General features: G+C 61.9%; 16 protein-coding genes and 1 pseudogene. 15 read left to right on the plus strand and 2 right to left on the minus strand.

Going from position 1 to position 20,338, the window contains the following annotated elements:
* Positions 1 to 72: 72 nt before the first annotated feature.
* Positions 73 to 1,134, minus strand: a complete 1,062-nt coding sequence (locus HX898_RS20240; RefSeq protein ID WP_180195521.1) for a putative sulfate exporter family transporter — start codon at positions 1,132 to 1,134, stop codon at positions 73 to 75.
* 65 nt (positions 1,135 to 1,199) lie between these two features.
* Here HX898_RS20240 and HX898_RS20245 point away from each other — a divergent pair, with 65 nt between their 5' ends.
* The 4 genes from HX898_RS20245 (at position 1,200) to HX898_RS20260 (ending at position 6,530) form a co-directional block, all read left to right on the plus strand.
* Positions 1,200 to 2,123: a LysR family transcriptional regulator gene (locus HX898_RS20245; RefSeq protein ID WP_180195522.1), complete on the plus strand. Its 924-nt coding sequence runs from the start codon at positions 1,200 to 1,202 to the stop codon at positions 2,121 to 2,123.
* A gap of 263 nt (positions 2,124 to 2,386) precedes the next feature.
* A complete protein-coding gene (locus tag HX898_RS20250; protein WP_180195523.1) occupies positions 2,387 to 3,796 on the plus strand; it encodes a DUF1254 domain-containing protein in 1,410 nt (469 codons plus the stop codon).
* A gap of 60 nt (positions 3,797 to 3,856) precedes the next feature.
* Positions 3,857 to 5,305: a DUF1254 domain-containing protein gene (locus tag HX898_RS20255; protein ID WP_246697944.1), complete on the plus strand. Its 1,449-nt coding sequence runs from the start codon at positions 3,857 to 3,859 to the stop codon at positions 5,303 to 5,305.
* A gap of 307 nt (positions 5,306 to 5,612) precedes the next feature.
* On the plus strand, positions 5,613 to 6,530 hold the full coding sequence (locus tag HX898_RS20260) for a DMT family transporter (protein WP_180195524.1): 918 nt from the start codon (positions 5,613 to 5,615) through the stop codon (positions 6,528 to 6,530).
* A 46-nt stretch (positions 6,531 to 6,576) separates the two neighbouring features.
* Here HX898_RS20260 and HX898_RS20265 read toward each other — a convergent pair whose 3' ends face one another.
* On the minus strand, positions 6,577 to 7,368 hold the full coding sequence (locus HX898_RS20265) for a hypothetical protein (protein ID WP_180195525.1): 792 nt from the start codon (positions 7,366 to 7,368) through the stop codon (positions 6,577 to 6,579).
* A 208-nt stretch (positions 7,369 to 7,576) separates the two neighbouring features.
* Here HX898_RS20265 and HX898_RS20270 point away from each other — a divergent pair, with 208 nt between their 5' ends.
* The 11 genes and pseudogenes from HX898_RS20270 (at position 7,577) to HX898_RS20320 (ending at position 20,275) form a co-directional block, all read left to right on the plus strand.
* A complete protein-coding gene (locus HX898_RS20270; RefSeq protein WP_180195526.1) occupies positions 7,577 to 7,867 on the plus strand; it encodes a hypothetical protein in 291 nt (96 codons plus the stop codon).
* Between the two features lie 95 nt (positions 7,868 to 7,962).
* On the plus strand, positions 7,963 to 9,690 hold the full coding sequence (locus HX898_RS20275) for a hypothetical protein (RefSeq protein WP_180195527.1): 1,728 nt from the start codon (positions 7,963 to 7,965) through the stop codon (positions 9,688 to 9,690).
* Positions 9,691 to 9,953: 263 nt separating this feature from the next.
* The gene (locus HX898_RS20280) at positions 9,954 to 10,934 is read left to right on the plus strand and encodes a transporter (RefSeq protein ID WP_180195528.1); all 981 of its coding nucleotides are present in this window, start codon (positions 9,954 to 9,956) and stop codon (positions 10,932 to 10,934) included.
* Between the two features lie 9 nt (positions 10,935 to 10,943).
* A pseudogene (locus HX898_RS20285) lies at positions 10,944 to 12,178 on the plus strand (alpha/beta hydrolase).
* A gap of 153 nt (positions 12,179 to 12,331) precedes the next feature.
* A complete protein-coding gene (locus tag HX898_RS20290) occupies positions 12,332 to 13,966 on the plus strand; it encodes an arylsulfatase (protein WP_138388812.1) in 1,635 nt (544 codons plus the stop codon).
* A gap of 60 nt (positions 13,967 to 14,026) precedes the next feature.
* Complete coding sequence (locus tag HX898_RS20295; RefSeq protein ID WP_138388811.1) at positions 14,027 to 15,004, plus strand: MoxR family ATPase; 978 nt, start codon at positions 14,027 to 14,029, stop codon at positions 15,002 to 15,004.
* A complete protein-coding gene (locus HX898_RS20300) occupies positions 15,001 to 15,939 on the plus strand; it encodes a DUF58 domain-containing protein (RefSeq protein WP_138388810.1) in 939 nt (312 codons plus the stop codon). The genes HX898_RS20295 and HX898_RS20300 overlap by 4 nt, the downstream gene beginning before the upstream one ends.
* The gene (locus HX898_RS20305; RefSeq protein WP_180195529.1) at positions 15,939 to 16,460 is read left to right on the plus strand and encodes a DUF4381 domain-containing protein; all 522 of its coding nucleotides are present in this window, start codon (positions 15,939 to 15,941) and stop codon (positions 16,458 to 16,460) included. The genes HX898_RS20300 and HX898_RS20305 overlap by 1 nt, the downstream gene beginning before the upstream one ends.
* Positions 16,447 to 17,436, plus strand: coding sequence for a VWA domain-containing protein (locus HX898_RS20310; protein WP_180195530.1), 990 nt, complete (start codon positions 16,447 to 16,449; stop codon positions 17,434 to 17,436). The genes HX898_RS20305 and HX898_RS20310 overlap by 14 nt, the downstream gene beginning before the upstream one ends.
* Positions 17,433 to 18,986, plus strand: a complete 1,554-nt coding sequence (locus HX898_RS20315) for a VWA domain-containing protein (protein WP_180195531.1) — start codon at positions 17,433 to 17,435, stop codon at positions 18,984 to 18,986. Before HX898_RS20310 ends, HX898_RS20315 begins: the two co-directional genes overlap by 4 nt.
* Positions 18,983 to 20,275, plus strand: coding sequence for a BatD family protein (locus HX898_RS20320; protein ID WP_180195532.1), 1,293 nt, complete (start codon positions 18,983 to 18,985; stop codon positions 20,273 to 20,275). Before HX898_RS20315 ends, HX898_RS20320 begins: the two co-directional genes overlap by 4 nt.
* The last annotated feature ends 63 nt before the right edge of the window (positions 20,276 to 20,338 follow it).

A 20,338-nucleotide genomic window follows, 5' to 3' on the forward strand; every position in this document is an offset into this window, starting at 1 on the left:
TATACAGGCTAGCCGCTGATCGTTTGGAAGGCAACCGGAATCTTTGCAAGTATTTTGGGCATATCACCTTGATCAGACGATATTCAGCAGCCCGATCAGGCAAAGCCCGAGAGCCCCCAGCGCCAACAGTGACAGCGCCGCCGCTGCGAGGACACGACCGCCGGTATGGGCGACGGATCTGACATCGACGGAGAGGCCCAAAGCGGCCATGGCGGTGACGGTGAAGGCGGCGGAGACAGCTGCCATCCCGGGCAGCAGCGGCGCCGGGATCGCGTCGAGGGAACGAAGCGTCGCCATGGCTGCAAAACCGAGGATGAACCACGGGAGAACATGGCGGAGATTGACTGGCGAACCGCCAGGGCGGCGGCCATGAACTGCGCCGAGCACGAGGATGACGGGTCCGAGCATCATTACGCGGATCAGTTTGACGAGCGTGCCCACCTGGGTGCTGACGGCTCCGGCAGAGGCCGTGGCCGCCAAGACTTGCGGGACGGCGTAGGCTGTCACTCCTGCGAAAACGCCATATTGTACTGCGCTGAGACCAAAGAGCAGGTGAAGAAGCGGCAGCGTCAGCACGGCACCGATACCGAGCAGGGCGGTAAAGGCTATCGAGGCCGCGACATCGTCGGGTTTGGCGCCGATCACCGGCGCTGCGGCGGCAATTGCAGAATTGCCGCAGATCGAGTTGCCGCAAGCAACCAACGTCGCCAGGCTGGCCGACAGCCCGAAGAGCCGCCCGATAACAAAGCTGCCGACCAGAGACAGAGCAACCAGAACGGCAATTCCACCGACAAGCGGCAGTCCGGCCTGCCTGATGGCAGCCGTGCTGAGCGAGGCGCCGAGCAACACGACTGCAATCTCGAGCAGTGTCTTGGCGGCGAATTGGATGCCGGGAATGAAAGTCTGCGGCAAGCAGACCGAGGAGCGCACGGCAATACCGATCAGAATGGCGAGCACGAGGCTCTCGATCCAGTGCGAGCCGAAAACCATCATCTGCAGTTGTTCAACGAAATAGGCAGAGAGCGTGACTGCCGCACACAGGACGAGTCCCGGCAGGACGGCAGGAAGCGACAGGGAACGTGAGGCGGAAACGAGCATCGGCAAGACCTTGCGGAGGACTGCAATCTCCCACACTCGATTGTCGACTTCCATTGAATAGTTTGGTATGGTTCATTCGGTAAAATCGAACGATTGAATCAATGACGTTTGAACAGCTTTCCATTTTCGTCGCGGTTGCCGAACGCGAGCATCTGACCAAGGCCGCCTTTGCAATCGGGCTCACGCCATCGGCCGTCAGCTCGGCTATCCGCAATCTCGAGACTTCCTATGGTGTCGAGCTTTTCCATCGCGTCGGACGCCGTATAGAGCTGACATATGAAGGACGGGTGTTTCTGGGGGAGGCTAGAGCGACGCTGGCGCGCGCAAAGGCCGCAGCGCTCGTCCTGTCCGATCTCGGCGGCTTGCAAAAGGGTGAACTGGTCGTTTTTGCGAGCCAGACGATCGCAAGCTACTGGCTGCCGGCGATGCTGATGCGTTTCAAGATCCGCTACCCGGGCATCGACCTGAAGCTGATGATTGGCAACACGACCACGGCGGCGAAAGCGGTTCTCGATGGATTGGCCGAAGTCGGTTTCGTCGAAGGCAGCGTTGATGAACCGGCGCTGTATGTTCAGCCGCTTGCCGAGGACGAACTCCTTGTCGTCGTCGGTCCGCGCCATCCCTGGGCGCGTAGCAAACCAATTGCACCGGCAGACCTGGTTTCGGGCACAAAATGGGTCATGCGGGAGAAGGGGTCCGGAACCCGGTCGGCTTTCGAGGCGGCGATTTCCAATCTCGGCATAGTCCCCGGAGATCTGGCTGTCGCGCTCGAGCTGCCATCGAACGAGGCGGTCATATCGGCAGCAAGAGAAGGCCTCTGCGCGACGGTCGTCTCAGGTGCCGTGGCCGCACCGCTCTTGACGCAAGGTCTGCTGGTAAAGGCGCGCTTCCCTCTGCCGTCCCGCCAATTTGCGATCCTGCGGCATAAACAAAGGCACTCCAGTCGAGCCTCGCTGGCGCTGGAAACGATTTGCCGCGACGATAAAGCTGCCGAAGTCCAGAATTGGGATGATTGGGCGCTCTAGACCTGACCGCCACGCTCACTGCCATCGTCAACGGCCATAAGCAGTGCCAGATTGAGGATCTCTTGCCGTGGAATTGCCCCTCAGGATGATACGTGCCTAAAGGCTCCCGTCGGCCCGTAGCGGTCGTCGCCATCATTGAATTCAAGGCGAACTTGCCGAAGCCTCCTCGCTGTAAATTGCATCAGTTACGGCCATGTAACTGTAACGTACTTCCTTTTTTTCACGTGGCGCGCAAGATTCACCTCAATCTGGAGGTAACCGCCATGATGAAGAGAATTGCCGCGATCGTCTGTTTGATTTTTCTTGCGATGCCCTCGCTGGCAGAGAGTCTTTCGCAGCAGGCACTTCAGAACCGTGCCATCGAGCGCCGCGCGGTTGAGGCCGTGATCTGGGGCATGCCGGCGGTCAATTATGACTTGATGCTCCAGGAGATGCTGACCACAACCAAAGCCGGACAACACGAGATCGTTTATTGGGGCCGCGCGCTCGACTGGATGAATCAGACGCTCACGCCCAATCCCGACACGATATATTTCATGACCTTCTTCGACACGCATGATGGTCCCATCGTTATCGATGTGCCGGCTGCGGAAGAAGGTTCGCTCAACGGCAATATCGTCACCGCGTGGCAAATGCCGCTCGAAGATGTGGGCCTCCTCGGCGTGGACAAGGGCGCGGGTGGTAAGTTCGTCGTCCTGCCGCCAGGCTTTTTGGGGACCGTTCCGAAGGGCTTCACGCCCCTGCAATCGGACACCTTTGGCGGCTACGCGCTGGTAAGGTCGAACCTAGCCAGCCATAGCAACGACGATGTCGCCAAATCCGTCGCGTATGGCAAGAAGGTTAAGGTTTACCCGCTCTCAAAGGCGGACAACCCGTCACAGACGGTGTTCACCGACGCGCAGGATGTTCTCTTCGACTCCACCATCCGTTTCGATTCGACCTTCTTCGAGCACCTGAACCGTGTCGTGCAGAACGAACCGTGGCTTGCTCGCGACATGGCGATGATCGACACGCTCAAGTCGCTCGGCATCGAGAAAGGCAAACCCTTCAAGCCTGATGCCGAGACCCGGTCTCTGCTCGATGCCGGCGCAGTGGAGGCGAAAGCCTTTCTCGATGCGAAGTATGAAGCGGGATGGGAGCCGTTCTACGAAGGAACCCAATGGCGTCCGGCTGGCGTGCCGGCGCTCGCCAAGGCCGTTTCGAACGGATATGCCGACACGAGCCTTTATCCAACCGATGTCCGCGGCATGATTTATACGCTGGGCTACATCGGCATAAAGCGTCTCGGTGCCGGCCAGTTCTACCTGCTCGCGCCGAAGGATAAGGACGGCGAAAATCTCGATGGTGCGCGAAACTACAAGTTGACGGTACCGGCGGACGCTCCGGTCGACCAATATTGGTCTGTCACCGTCTACGACCGCCAGACGCACGGTCTGGTGAGAAACATGACGCGCGCAAGCAGGGCTTCCAACAATGCCGAGGTCCGGAAAAACGCCGACGGCTCCGTCGATCTGTACTTCGGCCCGACCGCGCCTGCGGGCAAGGAAGCAAACTGGGTGCCGACCGATCCGCTGCGGGAATTCGAACTGATGCTCCGCGCCTATGGCCCGAAGAAGGAGTTCTTCGAAAAGGCGTGGGTGCTGCCCGACGTCGAGAAGGTTGCCGTGCAATAAGCAGGGGGCGCAGATATCGCGGCGTCGGACGGCTCGCCGCAAAGCGTAAGGAGATGGGTTATGATCAACATGGGCTCGACGAGACGACCGCTGGCGATCTCCGCCATCGCGGCACTCCTGTTCACCAACACTGCCGTCGCGCAGGAGTATAAGTTCACGGGCGGCTATCCGACACCGGAAACCGTCGAGAAGGTCTACAACGAACTGGACCTCAACCGTGCGATTCATGCCTATCGCTTTTTCTATCCGACGGTGTCGAGCGCTGCGATCTACGAAGAAATGATCCGCGTTGGGGCAAAGCCCAACCAGACTTTTGGCTTTCTGGAAACCATGCCTAAGCATGTCGGTTTCACGCTTAACTCCGACACGCCCTATGGCGGCATGATACTCGACCTGAAGGATGGCCCACTTGTCATCGAAGTGCCTCCAGGTCCGCTGCTGGGTGCTGCCCTCGATATAAACCAGCGCTGGATCATTGACATGGGCTTGCCGGGCCCAGACGCAGGCAAGGGCGGCAAGCATCTTCTGCTCCCTCCCGGATATAAAGGCGAAGTCCCCGACGGATATTTTGTCGGTCGGGCCACATCCTATCGCGTCATCGCCGGCCTGCGCGCCATCCCTCAGGAGGGCGACGTCAAGGGTGCAGTCGAGCGCCTGAAGACCATCAAGGTGCATCCACTAAATCCCGCTGCCGGCTGGGTCGCCCCCACATGGTACGATCAGACACCCGAACCCCAGAACCAGACGCCGACGGCGTGGGAGGCAAGTATAAAATTCTGGGAAGTGCTCCATACCGTCATCGAGAGCGAGCCGCCGTTGGAGGATTCGCGAAGCCAATATGGCGATCTAGCCGCGCTCGGCATCATGAAAGGTCAGCCCTTTGCTCCCGATGAACGGATGAAGGGCATTCTGGTACAGGCGGCGAAGATGGCATCGGCACAGATGCGGGTGGAAGCACTCGCAGACCGTAGGCCGGATCGGGTTGTATGGAATGACCGGCAATGGCAATGGGCGGCCTTGCGCTACGAGAACGGGACTTTCGACGCCAAGGACTACAGGGATAACTACGCCCTCGACAAATGGTTCTATCAGGCCATCGCCACGTCACCTGCCATGTTCCGGCGCGATCCCGCTGCCGGCTCACTCTACTGGCTTGGACTGACGGACAAGGCGGGGGCCTATCTGGACGGCGGCAAGACCTACAAGTTGACGGTCCCGCTACCGGTACCAAACAGACTGTTCTGGTCTATCACGGTTTACGATGCCCAGACGCGCAGTCAGATACAGACCGATCAGGAGAATGCGGCTTTGCGCTCCCTGTTTGAGTTGAAGGACCTAAAGGGCGAGACGATCGATCTGTATTTCGGCCCCGAGCGGCCGCCTGGCGGCGAAGGCCGTTGGATAAAGACACTTCAGGGCAAGGGATGGTTCGTCTACTTCCGTATCTACGGTCCGCAGCCACTGGCATTTGACGGCTGGAAGCCAGGCGATTTCGAAACCATCAATTGACGCTGGTTTTCGAAGTTCAAACTCGAACCTGTGCACCTCGCGGCGAACAGGCGAATTGTGCCAGATCGATGGACATCTCACGATGCCTTTTTCATTTAGCTGAAATCTCCCTTTGGCGCGAAGCAGCCGTCCCGTTATGGCAGCAATCCTCGAAATTATCTAAGTATCTTGGTTAAGGTGCGGCGGGGACACCGCTGACCTTATAACGGCGGCTTCATCGCATCATCGATGCGCTTGACATTGGCATTGTTAAGGCAGAAGCCGCACTCGGCCGCGCATGCGCGGCCGTTTTGCGAGGATATGAGAGATGAAGACCAAGACGGCTGCCGCCAACGCCGGAAACCTGATCATGACCGGCGTCGTGCTGATGTTGCTCGGCGATCTGCTCTTTGCGCTGAACGATGCGATGGGCAAGTGGCTGGTCGCGAGCTTTGCCGTCGGCCAGGTGCTGGTGATCCGCTCGGTCGGCGCCTTCATCGTGCTCGGACCAATGATCCTGAGGCAAGGGCCGATGGCCTTGTTCCGCGTCGAGCAGAAGGGCCTGCAGTTCATCCGTGTTTTCATGGCGACCTGCGATGTCGCGCTGTTTTATGCTGCCGTCGCCTATCTGCCGCTCGCAGATGTGATGACCTTCTATATGGCCGGACCGATCTATATCGCGGCGCTTTCGCATTTCTTTCTCGGAGAGAAGATCGGCTGGCGCCGGTGGCTCGCCGTTCTGATCGGCTTTGCCGGCGTCGTCATCGCGTTGCGTCCGTCCACGGCGATGCTGTCGCTTCCATCGTTCTTCGGTCTTGCCGGCAGCCTTGCCTTTGCGCTGTCGCTGGTCATGAGCCGCTATCTGCGCTCGACCAGCGACACGACGCTGGTGACATGGCAGACGATCGCCGCGCTCGTCACCGGCATCGTCTTGAGCGTCGGCCACTGGCAGCCGGCAACGCTCATCGATTGGTCCGGCATGCTGCTGCTCGGCATCGTCGCCTCCTGCGCGCATCTGCTCATCACCCGCTCGCTGAAGCTCGCACCGGCATCACTGCTCGCGCCGCTGCAATATACGCTGCTGCTCTGGGCGATCGTCCTCGGCTACCTGTTCTTCGACGATGTTCCCGATACGCAGATCATCGTCGGCGCCGCAATCATCGTCGTTGCGGGGCTCTTCATCTTCCACCGGAAGAATCTGAAAGAGTCGGTTCCGACTGAGGCCGTCCCGCCCGACGGTCATTAAACGATCAAAATAGCAGGAACGTCATCTCGCCCTGCTTGCCGGTCGATCACCGTCCGACCGGAAACTGGAAGTTGACGCCGGCGAAGATCTGCCAGCGAGGCGCACCCGGTCCGTCGTGCCAGACCGTATGCTGAGGCTCGACGAAGGCATTCATCGTCACGCCCTTGTCGAGCTGGAACACCTTGCCAACGCCCGCGCCCATGGGAATGTAGGAGTTGCCACTCTCGAGATTGAAGTTCCACGTCGCCGACGAACGCAGATACCAGCCGTCCGACAGATTGATGTTGAGGATCGGCTGGATGGTCAAAAGGCTCACATCCTCCCGGTCGTCCACGCCCGCGAAGGACGTCTGATAGGTCGCGAGGGCTCCGAGGAGGCCCCAGCTTTGAGGTGCGACAACGACGCCCGCCGCTCCGATCTGCCATTTGCCGCTTCCAAGGGACTCGTCCGTGGCTGTGGGAACGACGAGCAGCGGACCGGCGCCGAGGGTGACGTCTCCATGCTTCGGCAGGATGAAGAGATCCATCAGTGTGAGGTCCCCGAGCCCCGTGACATATCCGTTTGGAACGTCGGGGGACGTCGCGATCGGGAGTGTAAAGCGAAGAAGCTGCGGCAGCCCGAACATGTCCGACGGGATGAGGCCGCGCAGCAGGAATTGGTTCGCCTCGGGCTCTCCCGGCGTGTCGATGAAGCTCGGAATATAATAGTCCTGAAGGTTGATGGTGATCTTCGGCGTGAGCGGGTTGTTGGCCTCGTTGACGGCGTCGTGCGCCTCCTGCGCACCGGCGGGGCAAGCCAATGCCAGCAGTAGCGGGAATGCTGGAGCATACGGGCGCACGGAAGCCTCCTCTATCGACCGCAGGCACTTCAGCACGAAACTGTCTTCGGCCGCAGGCTGTAACGGTTACCGTGATCCGGAAGGCGGGCGCTATCGTACGATTGTTACAGTAACATTCTCGATTTTTGCGGTTGACCGGCGCGAGAATGGACCGAGGCGCCTCGCGCTTCATTGCACGCCTCCTGTCCGAAAGGAACGCTTGCTCGCCATGGACACTGTCAGAGATGCCGCCCACCGCGGACTTTTGAAGCTGATGCTGCGGCTGCCGTCGTTGCGTGGCGAGCTTCAGCGCCTCTGGCCGAACGATCCGTCCTTCGAAGCTCTCTGCGAGGCTTATCAAGATGCGACCGCCACGCTGGAACGCCTTGTCCGGCGCCCCGGCGATGGAGAGGACGGGCTCGTCGAAGAGTACCGGGGCGTGTGCCAGGCGCTTGAGTCCGACGTTGTCCTCCGCTGCCGTTCACGCATGGCGCGGACACGGCCGGACCGGCATTCTTAACTTATCGTTCACCATGCAAGGGAACAGGATTGCAACTTTCAGTGACATGACGCATATTCGCGACAGCTTATGGACGGGCGGGCGTGAGGTGCGTAATGGCAGCGAACGGCGTGAGCAGCGGGGCCCAGGCGGTCTGTGAGAGCGAGGCAAGGTCGGAAGCGGAGCGGCTTCTGGCCGACCCACGGCTTCATGTCTCCGATCGCCATAGAGCGTTTCTCAGGTACATCGTCGACGCCGTTTTCGAAGGTCGCGGCGACACGGTGAAGGCCTATTCCATCGCGATCGACGTTTTCAACCGGCCCCCATCATTCGATCCCTCATCCGATCCGATCGTGCGCATAGAAGCGACGCGTCTTCGTGAGACCCTGGCGAAATATTACGAGCAGCTCGGCGACGAGCCCGGAGCGCGCCTGGACATTCCCCGCGGGCGATATGTTCCTGTATTCGTCGAGCGGGAGCAGCCGCCATGCCCGGGCGACGAAGTTTCCGATGTCGAAGAGGACGTCGTCCCGGCAGTCGAAGACGCGACCGCGTCGTTAAGGTCCACGGTCAGCCGAAAACCTTACGCAGCCGTCGCGCTGGCGAGCCTCACCGTCGTTGCCCTGGCCGGAGGCTACGCTGTCTTCCGCGCCGCCATGCCGGTGCCCTTGGATACACAAAAGCCATTCGTCTCATTATCGCTGAACGCGGCGCAGAAGGATACGGTGGCCGGAGAGGCGGTCATGGAAGATCTGGCCGTGTCGCTTGCTCGGTTTGGAACAGTCCGCCTCAAATCCGAGGCCGGGACGGCAAGGCCGGGCATCGACCCGGCCGAGCAGACGACCTACGCGGTCAGGATGCGCTACGGTGAGGATGCGACATCTGTCTCCTTGTGGTGGCAGGTTTCCGACGCGGCCACGGGAGAGGCCGTCTGGACCGACCAGGATCGACGCCCAACCGGAACAGCGACGCGAGATGACGCGCTGCGCGCGCTCGTCTACGGCGTGTCGCGCAGGATCGCAGGGCCTGTCGGCGTCGTCAACACCATGGAGCTGCGGCGCAATCTGCCGGCATCCACGACCGGCAACATCTGCGTGCTGAGGGGCGAATTCGCCGTTGAACAGCGCCAGCTGGCCCCGTTAAAGGCGGCCAGCCCCTGCCTGGAGGCAACGATCGCCGCCGATCCCGCTGACGCCGACGCGATGGCGACACTTGCGCGCGTCTTCATGTGGACCGGCCGCACGACCGGCGACGACAGCTACTTCGGCCGCGGTCTCGACCTCGCGAACCGGGCTGCAACGATATCGCCCACCTCGATAAGGCCGGCGCTCGCCCAGCTGGCGACACAATACCAGGTCGGCCAGAACGATGCCTCGATCGCGGCCGGCCGGCGCGGCGTTGCGCTGAACCCGGAAAATGCCGACCTCCTGGCAAAGCTCTCCATGGCCCTCTTCCTGAGCGGGCGCTGGGAAGAGGGTGTCCGCCTCGCGAAAGAGGCGACAGATCTCGTCGGCCAGACGATACGTGACGCGAACTTCGTCATGATCCTCGACGCCTACCGCCAAGGGCACTATGCCGAAGCGGTCTTCCTTGCCCGGCAAGTCCCGGCAGCCGATACGCCGACGACCGTGTTGAAGCTGGCCGCCATCGCTCGCCTCGGTGACCGGCCGGTGACGGAGCAGGAGATAGCCGCGGCTCGGCTACAGCACTCCGATCTCGACCGGACAGTCGCGGCCATGTTCTCCGGAGCACGTTATGACAGCAGTCTCAAAGCTGCCCTTCGAACAGGCATTCTGGAAGCGGGCCTAAAATCGCCGGAACTCGCCAGCAATGGCCCGATGTAACAGTAACATCCTTGTCCGGCAGCCCTCGATGGCTTTCTTTCGATCTGTCCGCAGACTGCGGGCGATGATGTCGAGGGCGCCATGATGCGCAAGCTGCCTGTCTTCTCAGCCGCCTCCACCTTTCTCACAGGCAACATACTGGCCGATCCCGCGGTGGTGACCACAGGCGTCAATCGGCGCTCGGGACCCGCACGAGCTTCGCCGCGGCGGCCGGTTCCGCCGATGCTGGCCGCAAACAAAGCTTCACGGAGTGGAGATTTGCCATGATCTGGAATGTTGGAAGACGACTGACGATGATTGCGGCGGTGGCGCTGCTGCCTAATCTTGCCTTCGCGGCCGAACGCGGCGCAGGTTTTTATCTGCTGGGCTCCAAAGGGCCGGCGGCCGGTATCCTTCCTCCTCCAGGCGTCTTCTTTCAGAACGACATCTGGATCTACAATGGCAATCTGGGTGGCGGCAAGCAGTTGCCCACCGGCGGACGTATTGCCGTCGGCGTCGAGGGCAAAGCGGTGTTGGCAGCGCCGACCGTCCTCTGGGTCCTGCGCGAGGAGGTGCTCGGCGGCCGTCTCGGCTTTGGCGCAACCGTTCCCTTTGGCTGGATGGAAACGGATGCCGACTTGACGCTTGCCGGACCGAGGGGTGGAACTGCGAGCGGCTCGATCACCGACACGATCTTCACGATTGGCGATCCTGTCGTCAGCGGAACACTCGGCTGGGACGCCGGCAACTTCCATTGGACGACGGGTTTTCTGGTCAATGTTCCGATCGGCGACTATCAGGATGGCGAGATCTCCAACTTGGCATTCCACCATTGGGGCGCTGACATCAGCGCGGCCGTGACCTGGCTTGATCCGACGATCGGTCTGGATCTTTCGGCGGCTGTCGGCATGACGTTCAATGCCGAGAACCCTGCCACCGACTACCGCACGGGCAACGAATTCCATGTCGAGTGGGCGGCGGTCCAGCACTTCAACGAGCAGTTCGACGCCGGTCTCGTCGGCTACTATTACGACCAGGTGAGTGGCGATAGCGGCGCCGGCGCGTCCAGTGATTTCAAGGGGCGCGTCGCGGCTATCGGCGCGACCATCGGCTGGACGTTCAAGGCCGGCGAAGTGCCGATATCGACCCGCATCAAGTATTTCCACGAGTTCGCCGCCGAAAACCGCGCCGAGGGAGACGCCGTCTATCTGACGATCTCGATGCCCTTGTCGATCACCAAGCCGATGAACATCGCGGCGCAATAGGGATCGGTCATGCCCCGGGCGACATCGCTTCGACTGATCGCGCTGCTGGTGCTCCTGGCGCCGCTTTGCGCCTGCGGACACCCAAGCGGCGTCATGCAGCCTGTGGCGCTGACCGCGGCGACGCCCGGAACCGCGCAGGTCGACATGCTCGTTGCAACGACCCGACAGCCGTCGGCGATCCGGCGACGTTGTTCAACGGCGAGCGAAGCCCCAAGCCCTCCATGACCGACGTCGCGGTTTCCATTCCGCCTAAGCGCGAGCCGGGCACCGTCCAGTGGCCGCAGCGGCTGCCGCCTAATCCTGCCACGGACTTTGCCGTCACACGGGTGAAGCAGATAGACTCCATTCCGGAAGGCCGGGCATGGTTCCGCCAGCATATTCAGGGCGGGCATGCGCTCGTCTTCATCCACGGGTTCAACAACACATACGAGGACTCGGTCTTCCGCCTCGCCCAGATCGTCCACGACAGCGGCATGCAGGCAACGCCGATCCTTTTCACCTGGCCGTCACGCGCGCAGCTCACCGGATACGAGTACGACAAGGAGAGCACGAACTATTCGCGCACGGCGCTCGAGCAGTCCCTGCGGGTGCTCGCCGCCGATCCTGATGTGAAGGACATCACCATCCTCGCGCATTCCATGGGAACGTGGCTGGCGATGGAATCGCTGCGGCAGATCGGCATCCGCGACGGCCGCGTCAACGCCAAGATACACAACGTCATCCTCGCCTCGCCCGATATCGACATTCAGGTGTTCGCCAAGCAGTTCGTCGAGATGGGAGACCCGAAACCGAAGTTCACGATCTTCGTCTCCCAGGACGACCGGGCGCTCGCGGCGTCGAGCTTCATCACCGGCAATGTGTCGCGGCTCGGCGCCATAGACCCATCGAAAGAGCCTTACCGGTCCCGGTTGGAGAAGGCAGGGATCACCGCGATCGACCTCACGAAGGTGAAGACCGGCGACAGCCTCCATCATGGCAAGTTCGCCGAAAGTCCCGGCATCGTTCAGCTCATCGGCCAGCGTCTGATGACCGGGCAAACGCTGACGGATTCCAACATTTCTCTCGGACAGGGCGTCGCCGCCGTCATGGGCGGGACAGCGCGCACCGTCGGCACGATCGCAGGCGCTGCAGTTGCAGCACCACTGACGATCGTCGAGCAGCCTGCAAAAAGGCAGCAGCCGACAGGAACGGAGCTGGAAGACAGCCTGCATAACGACCGTCAGTCGAAGCCTCTGACGCAATAACAGGCTTGGGCGGGCGATTGTTACCTCCGGCCGACCTCGAAGTAACAGTTACAAGCTTACCACCTGGCTGGGCCTGAAGCAGTATCTCCAGCCAAGTCATCCGGTCAAAAAGCAGACCGAAATGTCGAACCGCAAGCAAAAAGGAAACCCGTGATGAGTACGCCCATCTATCGACGACTCCTTGCCGCCACGGCCGCCGTCGCGATGACCATGACCTCGGCCGCGATCGCAACCCCGGTATTCGCGCAGCAGGCGGCAACAGCACCGGCCGCAGCCGATACCTCCAAGCCAAACATTCTTGTCATCTTCGGCGACGACGTCGGGCAGACAAATATCAGCGCCTATTCCTTCGGCGTCGTCGGATTCAAAACGCCAAACATCGACAGCATCGCCAAATCAGGCATGATGTTCACGGATTATTATGCCGAGAACAGTTGCACGGCGGGCCGCTCGACCTTCATCACCGGCCAGACATGCCTGCGCACCGGTCTCTGCAAGGTTGGCGCACCCGGTGCTCCGGTCGGTCTGCAAGCCGGCGACATCACAATCGCCCAGGCGCTGAAGCCGCTTGGATATGCGACCGGCCAGTTCGGCAAAAACCACCTGGGAGACAGGGACGAGTATCTTCCGACCAAACACGGCTTCGACGAGTTCTTCGGCAACCTCTACCATCTGAACGCCGAAGAGGAGCCGGAAGCGCCCTATTGGCCGAAGGATGACACCGAGTTTTTGAAAGCCTATTCGCCGCGCGGCGTCATCAAGGCGTCGGCCGACGGCAAGATCGAGGATAGCGGTCCCCTGACCAAGAAGCGGATGGAGACCATCGACGATGAGACCAGCTCTGCGGCGATGGACTTCATGGACCGTCAGGTGAAGGCGAAAAAGCCGTTCTTTACCTGGATGAACGCGACGCGCATGCATGTCTTCACGCACGTGCGGGAGTCGATGCGGGGCCAGAGCGGCATGGTCGGAAACGAATATGCCGATGGCATGGTCGAGCACGATGAGATGGTCGGAAAGATTTTGAAAAAGCTCGATGAACTCGGGATCGCCGACAACACCATCGTCGTCTACACCACCGACAACGGGCCGAACCAATGGTCTTGGCCGGACGCGGCGACGACGCCGTTCCGCAGCGAGAAGGATACCAATTGGGAGGGCGCGTTCCGCGTCCCGGCCATGGTCAAATGGCCGGGCCACATCCAGCCCGGCCAGGTTTCGAATGGAATGATATCCGGTCTCGACTGGTTCCCGACGCTGCTTGCGGCCGCGGGTGATCCCGACGTGAAAAGCCGCCTCCTGAGTGGCTGGAAGCCGGATGGAAGCGCCAACAGCTTCCGCAACCATCTGGATGGCTATAACCAGCTCGACTACCTCACCGGCAAGGCCGATAAGAGCGCCCGCAGCGACTTCTACTACTTCGACGACGACGGCGGGTTGGTGGCGACGCGCTACGACGACTGGAAGGTCGTCTTCAAGGAACAGCCGGCTCCGGGCGGCTTTGCCGTCTGGCAGACTCCATTCGTCACCTGGCGCATTCCGAAGCTGTTCAACCTGCGGATGGATCCATACGAGCGCGCGGACACCGTTTCGGACCAGTATAATGACTGGCTCACGCGCAACGACTACCTGCTCGTGAAGGGTCAGTTGCAGGGAGCGGCCTTCCTGGAAACATTCGTCAAGTATCCGCCCAGCCAGCGGGTCGCCAGCTTCAACATCGAAGGCGTCCGCGCGGAGGTGGACAAGGCGATTGACCAATCCTTCAAGGATCGCGGTATCGAGAAGTAGGCAACGCACCAAGGCGCGCAGGCGGTCTGCGCGCCCCTCTCCTTCTCACCGAGGCCCCCCATGACGGCTCGCGACGACATCCTCGATCTCGGCACGCGTATCGGCCGGTCGATCATCGGTCAGGAGACCATGGTCGAACGGCTCCTCCTTGGGCTGCTTGCCAATGGCCATCTGCTGGTCGAGGGCCTTCCCGGTCTCGCAAAAACCAGAGCAATCAAGAGCCTGGCAAAGAACCTTGATTCAGAGCTTTCACGCGTTCAATTCACGCCCGACCTGCTGCCAGCCGACATTACCGGCTCCGAAATCTACTTCAGCGAGGGCGGCAAGGGCGAATTCAGGTTCCAGCAGGGGCCGATCTTCGCCAATCTCATCCTGGCGGACGAGATCAACCGCGCGCCGGCCAAGGTGCAGTCCGCGCTGCTCGAGGCCATGGAGGAACGCCAGGTCACCGTTGGCGGCAAGAGCTATCCCCTGCCGCCGCTCTTCATGGTGATGGCGACGCAAAATCCCATCGAGCAGGAGGGCACCTATCCCCTGCCCGAAGCCCAGCTCGACCGCTTCCTCATGCATGTCGAGGTCGGCTATCCGGACGAGGCGTCGGAGGCAGCCATCATGCGGCTCAACCGCAATGAAGAAAACGAGGCGCATGGCGGCGCGAAGCCGCCGTCGCCGGAAAGGCTGAACCCACAGGCCGTATTCGCCGCCCGCAAGGAGATCGGCGCTGTCACCGTTTCCGAACCCGTCGAGAAGTACATGGTGGCGCTCGTCTTCGCCACGCGTTATCCCGACCGCTACGACAAGGATCTCGCGACGCTGCTGCAGGTGGGCGCCAGCCCCCGCGGTGCGATCGGCCTCGACAAGGTTTCGCGATCCTATGCCTGGCTGAAGGGGCGCGATTATGTGACCCCTGATGACGTCAAGGCGATCGTCCACGACGTTTTTCGCCACAGGCTGATCTTGTCCTACGAGGCGCATGCGTCGAACGCCACGCCGGACAAGGTGATCGACCGCATCGTCGAACTGGTGGCGGTCTCATGAGCGATGCGGGCGTCTATGTTTCGACGGACGAACTGGTCGCGCTCGAAGCGAGAGCCCGAGATCTGAGCTTCGTCCAGAAGGCACGCAGCCACCAGCAGCTTGCAGGCCGCATGCAATCGGCGATGCGCGGCCGGGGACTGATCTTCGAAGAACTTCGCGACTATCTGCCCGGTGACGACATCCGCTCCATCGACTGGCGCGTCACGGCGCGAACCAGCCGACCGGTGGTCCGCGTCTACTCCGAGGAAAAGGAGCGGCCCGCGCTGATCATCGTCGACCAGCGGATCAATATGTTCTTCGGCAGCAGGCGATCGATGAAATCGGTAACGGCAGCGGAAGCCGCGATGCTCTGCGCCTGGCGCATACTGGGTTCCGGCGACCGGGTCGGCGGCTTCGTCTTCGGCGAAAGCGGGACGAACGAGGTCAAACCGCATCGCAGCCGCAATGCGGTGATTGCCTTTGCGGAGAAAATCGCACGGCAGAACGCGGGCCTGCGCGCAGACAGCAAAGGCGAACCTGACCCGCAAGCGTTGGACAAGGTTTTGTCGGCGGTCGCAAATATCGCCCACCACGACCATCTCGTGGTCGTCGTCTCCGACTTCGACGGCCATACCGCGACGACACGAGACATCCTGCTGAGGCTCTCCATCCACAACGACGTGATCTGCCTGCTCGTCTACGACCCCTTTCTATTGGACCTGCCGACATCGGGCGACATCGTCGTCAGCGGCGGCGGCCCTCAGGCCGAGCTGGTTCTGCGAACAGCAAGCGTCCGATCCTCGATCGACGCGTTCGCACGCAACCGCGGCCGGGAGTTGAGAGCGTGGCAGCGTCAGCTCGGGCTTCCAATGCTGCCCATATCGGCCGCCGAGGAAACCGCTCCGCAGCTCAGACGTCTGCTGGAGCAGTCTGCGTGGCGGCAACGGAGGCGTTGATGGAGCCGGCAGCAAAGCTTGATCCGATGACGGACATGGCGCTGCGTTCGCTGCACGACATCGTGGTGCCGGCGCCGGTCTCATGGTGGCCGCAGGCCTGGGGCTGGACTCTGGTCGCAGCCCTGCTGGCCTTCGCTGCTCTCCTGGTGCTGCTGCGATGGATCAGGCGTCACCGCTGCAACGCTTACAAGCGCGAGGCCCTGACCTTGCTGGAAGGGGTCGCAAACAGACTTCGACACCCCGCGACGCGCCCCGACGCTATCCGAGATCTCGCGGAAGTTCTGAAGCGCACAGCGCTGGCGGCCTGGCCGCGCGAGGAGGTCGCCTCCCTTTCCGGTGACGGCTGGGTTCGATTTCTCGACGCGCATGACCAGGATGGGGCCGGAGACACGCTCGAACGCCTTCTGGACGACTTCGAATATCATGGCGCAGAGATCGTCGCGGGCCTGCCGTCGAATGTCTGCGGCGATCTCGTCATCGCCGCCCGCAAATGGATCGAGCAACATCATGTATCAGCTTGATCTGCCCTGGATTCTGCTTGTCCTCCCGCTGCCGGTGCTGGTCTGGTGGCTGCTGCCGGCGCATCGGGAGACGTCCGCCTCTGTCAGACTGCCCTTCTTCTCGCAGGTCGCCGAGGCGGCGGGCGTTCGTCCGACCGAGGGATCGGTGGTGACGCGCAGGACATGGCCTCAACTCGTCTGCGAGACCCTGGCTTGGTGCCTGGTGGTGCTCGCCCTGGCACGCCCCCAGTTCGTGGAGCCGCCGATCGAGAAGATCGAGCCGCAGCGCGATATCCTTCTCGCCCTCGACCTGTCGCAGTCGATGGATGCGCGGGACTTTCCTGGAGCCGACGGAGCGCCCCTCGCCCGCGTCGAAGCCGTCAGGCAGGTGGTCGCCGATTTCGTCGAGAAAAGACCTGGCGATCGGATTGGCCTCGTCGCCTTCGGAGACGCGCCCTATCCGCTCGCACCCTTCACGATGGATCACCAGCTCGTCCGGACGATGATCGCCGACGCCGTCCCCGGGATGGCCGGACCGCGGACGTCGTTGGGAGACGCTCTTGGCCTTGCGATCAAGATGTTCGAGAAGACGACCACTCCGGAAAAGGTGCTCATCGTTCTGACTGATGGTAACGACACGGCCAGCAGAATGCCACCCCTGAAGGCAGCGGAGATCGCGAAATCGAAGGGCGTAATCGTCCACACGGTGGGTATCGGAGACCATGCTGCAACGGGCGAGGACAAGCTGGACACGGCGACGCTACAGAAGATCGCGGCGAGCACCGGCGGTCGCTACTTCTTCGGGGGCGATCAGTCGCAGCTGGCAGCGATCTACGAGGTGCTCGACCAGATCACGCCGGAGGATCAGAAGAACCTGTCCTGGCGGCCGCGGGTCGAGCTGTTCCACTGGCCGCTGCTGGCCGCCGTCGCATTGCTGGCGGCCTATTATCTCGCCTCGGGAACGGCGGCCGTGTTCAGGCGGAGGGCGGCGGCATGATTGCGGATTTTCATTTCCTGCGTCCCTGGCTCCTGCTCCTTCTCGTACTGCCGGCTGCGATCCTCTGGATGGTTTCACACTCCGGCGACATCCGTGCACAGTGGAAGGGCATGATCGCGCCGCATCTGCTCGACCGCCTCGTTGTCGATGCTTCGGGGCGCTCAAGAATGCGGCCATCCTGGTTGCTGGCGGCCGTCATGGCTGCCGGGATCGTTGGGGCGGCAGGGCCGACATGGCAGCGTGAGCCGCCGCCCTTCGTCGAGGACACAGCGCCTCTCGTCATCGCCGTCGACCTGTCGCAGACAATGGACGCCATCGACGTGACCCCGTCCAGGCTGGAGCGGGCGAAACTCAAGATCAAGGACGTGATCGAGGCAAGACAGGGCGCGCGCACGGCGATCGTCGCCTATGCCGGCACCGCCCATCTGGTCCTGCCGCCGACCGAGGATGCGGCGCTGCTTGAAAGCTACTCCGAGGCATTGGCGACGCGCATCATGCCGACGCCGGGCAAGGACACGACAGCCGCGCTGCGGCTCGGACAAAGCCTCCTGCACAAAGAAGGGGTCGCCGGAACGATCCTGCTGCTGACCGACGGAGTGGAAGCCGCTGCAGCGCAGACACTCAAGTCGAGCGGCGACGGCGTCGTCATTCTCGGGATCGGCACGTCGGCGGGCGGACCGGTCAAGACGGCGGATGGCGGATTTCTCTCGGATGCATCCGACACACGTCTCTTTCCTAAGCTCGACGTCGCCGGGCTCGAGGCCATCGGCAATGAAACCGGGGCAGATGTCGCGACAATTTCGGACGACGACACGGATGTTCGCTGGATCATGCAGCGTATCCGCAGTAACTTCGCGCAGAAGCAGGAGACGGAGGGTGACCGCTGGCGCGATTTCGGCTGGTGGCTGGTCGTCCCGGTCGCGGTTGCGATGGCCCTGTCGTTCCGCAAGGGCTGGGTGGTGCGGATAGCCACGTTGCTGCTCGCCCTGCGGATGCTGTCGCCGGGCAGCGCCCGTGCGGACGGGCTGATCGATATATGGCTGACGTCCGATCAGCAGGGCCGCATTGCCTTCGAGCGGGGTAATTACGACGGGGCCACAGACCGCTTCGTCGATCCGATGTGGAAGGGCGTCGCCCTCTATCGAGCCGGCAAATTCGAGGAGGCGATCGACGCCTTTGCTTCCATCGATACGGCGGAGAGCTGGTACGACCAAGGCAATGCTCTCCTCCAGCTATCGAAGTTCGAGGAGGCTGTCGCAGCCTATGAGAAGGCTCTCGATAAACGAAGCGAATGGCCGGAGGCCGAGGCGAACCTCGCCGTCGCACGGCAACTCCTGAAGCAACAGCAGGAAAAGCAGGAAGAACAGCCCGAACAGCCGAGCGAGGATCCCGACAGCGTCCAGTTCGACGAGAAGGGAAAGGAGGGCAAGGAAGGTCTGATTAATATCGCCGAGCAGACTTCGGAGATGTGGATGAAGAACATCAACGTCAGCCCGGCGGACCTGATGGCCCGCAAGTTTTCCCTCGAAGCGAGGAGGCAGTCTCCATGAGACTTTCAGCCACGCTTCTTTGGGCGTTCATATGCGGACAGGCCATCGCCGCCGAGCCCTTCGGACGCGCCGCCATCGAAGGCGCAGATGGGATTGTCCCCGGCCAGCAGGTCCACGTCGTCGTCGACATTTTCGCGCCGGAATTCTTCACGTCGCCGCCGCAATATCCGCTGTTCGAGGTCCCGGATGCCCTTGTCACGCTTCCCGACGATCGTGCCCAGAACCTCGTCCAGACGATCGCGGACGTCCAATATTCGGGAATACGCAGGAGCTACGTGATCGTCCCGGAAAAGACCGGATCCTTCGTGCTGCCCGAAATCGCGGTCGATCTTGGCTATTCGGCGAACGGAAGCGCGATCAAGGCGCAGCTGCATGTAGCCCTTCCCGCCTTCGAGGTCGTGGCCGCTCCCGACCAGACCGCCAGGCCCTTCGCCGCCCGCGACCTGACGGTAACCCAGTCCTTCGACAGAAGCCCGTCAACCTTGAAGGCCGGCGACGCTGTCGTGCGGACGATCGTCGTCTTTGCCGAGGACACGCAGGCCATGCTGATCCCGCCGGTCGATCTGGGACGGGCAGCCGGGGTCGCGCAATATCTGAAGCCGCCGTCACTGACGGACGGCGTCGAACAGCGCGGGATCGGCCGGAGCGTCGAGACCGGAAGTACCCGGACCGAAACGGTGGTCTACACGGCTTCGGCCGAAGGCAGCTTCCAGGCGCCGGCCGTTTCCTACCAATGGTTCGACCTCGATGCCCATGCCGGAGCGACGGCGACCCTTCCGGCCGTCGATATCGTCGTGGCGAAGGCGGCCTCAACCGAGCGCATCGATCCGAAATTCGATCCCCCTGGCGAAGACCAAGGAAAGAATGCTTGGCAGGTAGTGCTGTTATCATGCGCGGCCGTGCTCGCCTGCTTCGCGGCAATTGTCGCGTGGCAAAAGGGCTCGGCAATCCGCTCATGGGCGGAACGGCGTCGAATGAGCCGCCGAAACTCTCCACGGAGAAGACTTCGCCGCCTTCGAACCATCATCAGGGTCGGGCCCGATCCGGCAATCTATCGGGCGCTTCAGGATTGGAGCGGAAGTCTCGGATTCCGGTCGGTTTCCGACTGGGCTGAAGCGCAGGGCAATCCCCGGCTTTCGGCACAGGTCACCATTCTCGAGCGGCGCCTCTTCCGGTCGCGCGACATGCAATTGGATCGCGGCAAGTTCGCGGACTCCATCACCCTGGCAGCGACGAACAAGGGGCGAGCGCGAAAATCCGCCCTACCCGCCCTCAATCCGGTGGCATGACGGACGCGTTGTTACGTCGAGTTAACAGTAACATTCTTTCCTGACGGCGCGCGGGAGCTAAGG

It is taken from the genome of Rhizobium sp. WYCCWR 11128 (genome assembly GCF_013416305.1).
Taxonomy (GTDB): Bacteria; Pseudomonadota; Alphaproteobacteria; order Rhizobiales; family Rhizobiaceae; genus Rhizobium; species Rhizobium indicum.